Genomic DNA, 5,228 nt, shown 5'->3' on the forward strand with positions numbered 1-5,228 from the left:
GCCCACCGGCGCAGGCCGGCGGGCGGTCGACGTGACCGCCGGCCCGGACGGCGACCGGCTGGTCCTGCCGTTCGCCGATCCCGAGTCCCTGGCCGGGCACCTCGTCGGGTACGGGCCGGACGTGCGGGTGCTCGACCCGCCGGAGGTCCGCGAGGCGGTCATCCAACGGCTCAAGGAGATCGCCACGCGGCAGGACGACCTGGCGGTCACCGGGGGTGCCCGGTGACCCGGCCGGCCGCCCGCAGCGGCTCCCGCGCGTCCGCCGACCGCCTCGCCCGGCTGCTGAACCTGGTTCCGTACCTGCTGGCCCGGCCGGGCATCGAGATCGCCGAGGCCGCCGCCGACCAGGGGGTCACCGAGCGGCAGTTGCGGGAGGACCTGGAGCTGCTGTGGGTGTGCGGGCTGCCCGGGTACGGCCCGGGTGACCTGATCGACATGGCGTTCGACGGCGACCGGGTGACCATCACCTACGACGCCGGCATCGACCGGCCGCTGCGGCTGACCCCGGACGAGGCGCTGGCGCTGGTGGTCGCGCTGCGGATGCTGGCCGAGACGCCCGGGGTGGCCAACCGGGAGGCCGTCGAGCGGGCCCTGGCGAAGATTGAGAACGCGGCCGGTGACCTGGTTGGCGCTCCCGTCGAGGTGCGGCTGCCGGCGGACACCCGTCGGGTGGCGGAGCTGCGCGCCGCCGTGGAGAGCGGCCGGGCGCTACGGATCACCTACTACACGGCGGCCCGGGACGAGTCGACCGAGCGGGCCGAAAGACCACGCCACGGCGGACCTCCCTATCGGTCGGATCGGAGAAGATTTCGAAAAAACTCGGGCGCAGCTTCGCACACGCCCGAGCGGGGCGACAGCCAGCCTCCACCCGGACCTTCGCAGCTGGGACGCGCTCTACCCGGGGTGTTCGTCGGGCGACGCTCGGTCGTGCCCGGGGCCCGATCGCCGTCCGTACGGCCGTCGACCCCGGCGCCGGGGGCGTCGGGGTCGACGGTGGATGGTGCGGCCGGCGTACGGGGGACCGGGTCAGTCCTCCTCGCCGCGGTAGGTGTAGAAGTCGTCGACGAACTTGCGGGCCAGCCGAGGCACCCGACTGGTGACACCGAAGTAGCCCCGCGCGCCGAGCAGCGCGAGCCGCCCGACCACCGGCTTGTACATCCGGTCGTCACCGTTGGTGCCGCTGCGGTTGAGCGAGTCGGCGACCCGCGCGAACCCGTACGGCAGCATGGCGGCCTCGTAGTCGGCCACCGCCTCGACGAGCGTCTTGTCGCCCGCGACCGCGAGACGGAGCTGGCGGCAGAGGAGTGCCGCGTCGCGCAGGGCGGTGTTCGCGCCGACGCCGCGGCCGGGCGTCATGGTGTGGATGGCGTCGCCGAGCAGTGTGACGGTGCTGCTCTTCCAGGGTGGGACGGGCTCGCTGGTGGTCACCCGGATCGGCAGGGCGCTGCCGGGCTCGGCGCGGGCGAGCAGCTCACGGAGGTTCGGGTGCCACGTGCGGGTCAGGCGCAGGGCGAGCTGGATCAGCTCGTCGCCGCGCAGCCGCATGACGTCGGCCGGGAAGCGGCGGGCGGTGCTCCAGACGATGAGGTTGATGTTGTCCCGGGTCGGATCGTGCGCGCGGCCGGGCCACCGCTGGAGCAGCTCGGCGTCGGCCGGGTGCACGCCGGGCTTGAGCGCGCCGTCGCGGTCCCAGGGGAACTCCATGACGTGCAGGACGCCCATCATCCCGCCGGTGCCGAAGATCAGCGAGATGCCCTTCTCCACCCGCTCCGGCAGCAGCTTGCGGGTGTGTGCCGTGAGCGGGATGCGCGTGGCGATGTTGATGGTGCCGGCGTCCCGGGTGACCGCGTGCGGCAGGTACTGCCGGCGTACCGCCGAGTGCGTGCCGTCGGCCGCCACCAGCAGGTCGCCGGTGGCGGTGGTGCCGTCGGCGAAGTGCGCCGTGACGGTGCCGTCGTCGCGTTGCTCGTACCGGGTGAACTCCTGGTCGAAGCGCACCACGTCCTCCATGCCGGTGAGCAGGACCTGGCGCAGTGTCATGCGGGCCACCGAGCGTTCCGTGTTCACCGGGTCGGTGTCCGGCCGCAGGGTGAACGACGCCGTGCGGCGCATCCGCTGGGTGAGCACGTTGAAGTAGCGGGGCGACCGGGCGCAGGTGGCGAGGAAGACGTCGAACAGCTCCGGCGGCAGGCACTCCCGCAGCGCCCGGCTGCCGGTCGGGCCGATGCCCACCCGGTAGCCGAGCAGGCCCTCGCCCCGGGTGCGGTAGCGCTCGTGGACCGAGACGCGTATGCCGGCCCGGCGCAGGCCGTGCGCCAGGCACAGGCCACCGGTGCCGGCGCCGATGATGATCACGTGCGGGAGTCGATCGGTCATGGCGATCTCCCGTGGTCAGCCGGCGGCGTGCGGCGTCGGCGCCTCGGCGGCGTCCCAGCGGTAGAAGCAGCCGGCGATCGCGTCCCGGGGCGAGCGCCAGGTCGGCAGGTACGGCGTGGTGTGCGCGGAGAGCCGCTCGTTGACCCGCAGGTACAGCGGGTGGTTCCGGGCGCCGGCCAGCGCGTCCGGGTCCACGTCACCGGTCTCCATCAGGTGGACGCACAGGTCGTGCAGGCAGTACAGGGAGCGGTGCCGGACGCCGGTCAGGGCGGGCAGTTCGGTGGCGTCGGACTCGGCGAAGATCTGCGCGACGCGACCCTCCGACCCCGGGATGATCCTGCTGACGATCAGTAGACGGCTCATGGGACTCCTCTCGCCGGTTGCCCTTCCTCGACCAGGTCGGACACCACGCGGTGCTGTGCCGTCCACGCTGACCGACGGTCTGTCACATGACCGTCACGCGCACGGTCCGGGTCGTGACGGGTGGTCAGCGGGCGCGCGGTGGCGCGCGGTGCGCGAGCGTGCGGCGCTGGTCGTCGGCGTCCCGGCTGGCGTGCCGGATCGGCGCGAGGGTGTCGTCGAGCAGCGCGGTCATCGCGGCCGACGGTTCCAGCCGTAGTTCCCGCAGCAGCAGGTCCCGGTAGACGTAGAAGGCGTGCACCGCCTCGAATGCGTTGCCCTCGGCCAGGTGGATGCGGACCACCAGACGGTGCGGCGTCTCCCGCAGCGGTTCCGCCGCCATCGCCTCCAGGGCGGCCTCCAGCGCCTCGCCGTGCCGGCCCGCCGTGAGGTGCTGGTCGGCCAGTTCCTCCAGCATGTGCAGCCGGAGCTGGCGCAGGCGTTCGCGCTCGGCGAGCACCCAGTCCTCGTACCAGCCGGGCAGCAGGTCGTGGCGGCCGGCTTCCAGGGCGGCGGCGGTGCACGGGTCGGCGCCGTCGCGCACCCGGGCGGCCGTGCCGACCAGCGCGTCGACGTCGACCCCGACCAGGGGCCCCAGCCGGACGGTGTCGCCGACGGTGCTGATCGGGCAGCACGGGTCCTGGCGCAGCCGCCACAGGGCGGTACGCAGGGAGGACAGCGCACGTTCCTCCGACGCCTCCGGCCACAGCAGCCCGGCCAGGTGGCTGCGGGTGGCGCCGGGACGCAACCCGATCAGCGCGAGCACCCGTTGCAGGCCGCGCGGCACCACCACCGGGGCGTCGCCGTGCAGCAGGCGGAAACCGCCCAGCAGGTGCAGGGAGATCGGAGCGTGGGGGCAGGCCCCCGTGGTCGGCATGGGCGGTTCGGCGGCCACGCGGCACCCCCTGCGGAAGGCTCGGCGGAGACTCCTCGACACGTGTCCCCGGCGCGGCTGCCCATGACCGCACTGTCGGAAGGCTGAGCCGCGGCTCGGCGCCACGCGCCGCGGTCGCCGGGCTGACCTCGACGAAGATTATCAATCGTGATGACTCTCGGTCAACGGAGCGTGTCCCGGCTTCAGGCCCCGGTTGAGCCGTGAAAACCCTTCTGAACTGGTAAAGGATGCGCAGGTCCAAAGGCGGTCCACAGCGGATACACAGCCCGCGTCAACGCAGCGTCACCAAAGCCGGGTCGCGTGCCCCGGTCGTTGACGCCGTCGTGACGCGGCCGTCCGCATCGTGTCGGCAGTCGTCCGGCTCGGTCGGCGCCGGCGTGAGGAACGCCCGACGCCTGGGGGGAGGCCCATTCATGGACCGTTCGTTGATCGTCGCGAAGGTCGACCCGACCGCCGAGGCGCGGGTCGCGGAGATCTTCGCCGAGTCCGATGCGACCGAGCTGCCGCACCTGGCCGGTGTGCGCCACCGGTCGCTGTACCGGCTGCACGACCTCTACGTCCACCTGCTGGAGACGGAGCTGCCGGGGGAGGGCGCGGTGGCGGCGGCGCGGGAGCACCCCGAGTTCGACCGGGTCAGCGCCGCGCTGCGCCGGTACGTCTCGCCGTACCTGCCGACCTGGCGGGAACCCCGCGACGCGATGGCCCGCTGCTTCTACCGCTTCGACGCCACGCCCACCGGACGACGGCCGTGACCGCCACCGCGCCCCAGGGGCAGCTCTGGGCCCGCTGCGCGGGCTGCGCCAGCCTGCTCTACCGCAAGCGGCTGCGCCGCAATCTCGACGTCTGCCCGGAGTGCGGCACGCACGCGCGGCTCGACGCGCCCGCCCGCCTGGCCCAGATGGTCGACCCCGACTCGTTCACCGCCCTGCCCGACCGGCCGGCCGAGACCGACCCGATCGGGTTCGTCGACGTGCTGCCGTACCCGCACCGGCTCAGCGCCGCGCGCGCCGCGACCGGCCTGTCGGAGGCGGTGGTCTGCGGCACCGCCCGGATCGGCGGGCACCCCTGCGCTCTGGCTGTGATGGACTTCCGGTTCCTCGGCGGCAGCCTCGGGTGCGCGGTCGGTGAGCTGGTCACGCGGACCGCCGAGCGGGCGCTGGACGACGGCGTCCCGCTGGTGCTGGTCACCGCCTCCGGCGGCGCCCGGATGCAGGAGGGCGCCCTGTCGCTGATGCAGATGGCGACGGTCAGCCAGGCGGTCGCCGGGCTGCGTGAGGCGGGCCTGCTCAGCGTCAGCGTCATCACCGACCCCACGTACGGCGGGGTGGCGGCCTCTTTCGCCACCAACACCGACGTGGTCCTCGCCGAGAGCGGTGCGCGGATGGGCTTCGCCGGTCCCCGGGTGATCCGCCAGGTCACCGGCCGGGACCTGCCGGAGGGCTTCCAGACCGCGGAGTTCCTGCTCCGGCACGGCCAGGTCGACATGGTGGTGCCCCGGCACGCCCTGCGTGCCCGCCTGGTGGCGCTGCTCGCCGCCGCCCGCGCCGGCCGTCGACCG

Annotated in this window: 6 protein-coding genes and 1 pseudogene; 4 read left to right on the forward strand and 3 right to left on the reverse strand. The window is 73.8% G+C overall.

Annotated features, from left to right (window positions below; all coding sequences use genetic code 11):
* Together AB0I76_RS21910 and AB0I76_RS21915 are read left to right on the forward strand one after the other, a co-directional pair.
* A partial coding sequence (locus tag AB0I76_RS21910) for a WYL domain-containing protein (protein ID WP_357038423.1) occupies positions 1-226 on the forward strand: 226 nt, incomplete at its 5' end.
* Positions 223-756 (forward strand): annotated as a pseudogene (locus tag AB0I76_RS21915) (protein pafC); the annotation flags it as partial. The gene AB0I76_RS21910 and the pseudogene AB0I76_RS21915, both read left to right, overlap by 4 nt.
* A 270-nt stretch (positions 757-1,026) precedes the next feature.
* On the opposite strand, the gene AB0I76_RS21920 reads toward AB0I76_RS21915, so the two are convergent.
* The 3 genes from AB0I76_RS21920 to AB0I76_RS21930 form a co-directional block, all read right to left on the reverse strand.
* The gene (locus AB0I76_RS21920) at positions 1,027-2,376 is read right to left on the reverse strand and encodes an NAD(P)/FAD-dependent oxidoreductase (RefSeq protein ID WP_357038426.1); all 1,350 of its coding nucleotides are present in this window, start codon (positions 2,374-2,376) and stop codon (positions 1,027-1,029) included.
* Between the two features lie 15 nt (positions 2,377-2,391).
* Entirely contained in the window at positions 2,392-2,739 is a 348-nt protein-coding gene (locus AB0I76_RS21925) for a TcmI family type II polyketide cyclase (RefSeq protein WP_357038429.1), read from the reverse strand.
* A gap of 124 nt (positions 2,740-2,863) precedes the next feature.
* Positions 2,864-3,652: a BTAD domain-containing putative transcriptional regulator gene (locus AB0I76_RS21930; RefSeq protein WP_357038437.1), complete on the reverse strand. Its 789-nt coding sequence runs from the start codon at positions 3,650-3,652 to the stop codon at positions 2,864-2,866.
* 431 nt (positions 3,653-4,083) lie between these two features.
* On the opposite strand from AB0I76_RS21930, the gene AB0I76_RS21935 reads away from it, so the two are divergent.
* Positions 4,084-4,422: a TcmI family type II polyketide cyclase gene (locus AB0I76_RS21935; protein WP_357038432.1), complete on the forward strand. Its 339-nt coding sequence runs from the start codon at positions 4,084-4,086 to the stop codon at positions 4,420-4,422.
* The coding region (locus AB0I76_RS21940; RefSeq protein WP_357038435.1) for an acetyl-CoA carboxylase carboxyltransferase subunit beta at positions 4,419-5,228 on the forward strand (810 nt) is incomplete at its 3' end. The genes AB0I76_RS21935 and AB0I76_RS21940, both read left to right, overlap by 4 nt.

The organism is Micromonospora sp. NPDC049799 (assembly GCF_040656655.1).
In the GTDB taxonomy this organism is placed as follows: domain Bacteria; phylum Actinomycetota; class Actinomycetes; order Mycobacteriales; family Micromonosporaceae; genus Micromonospora.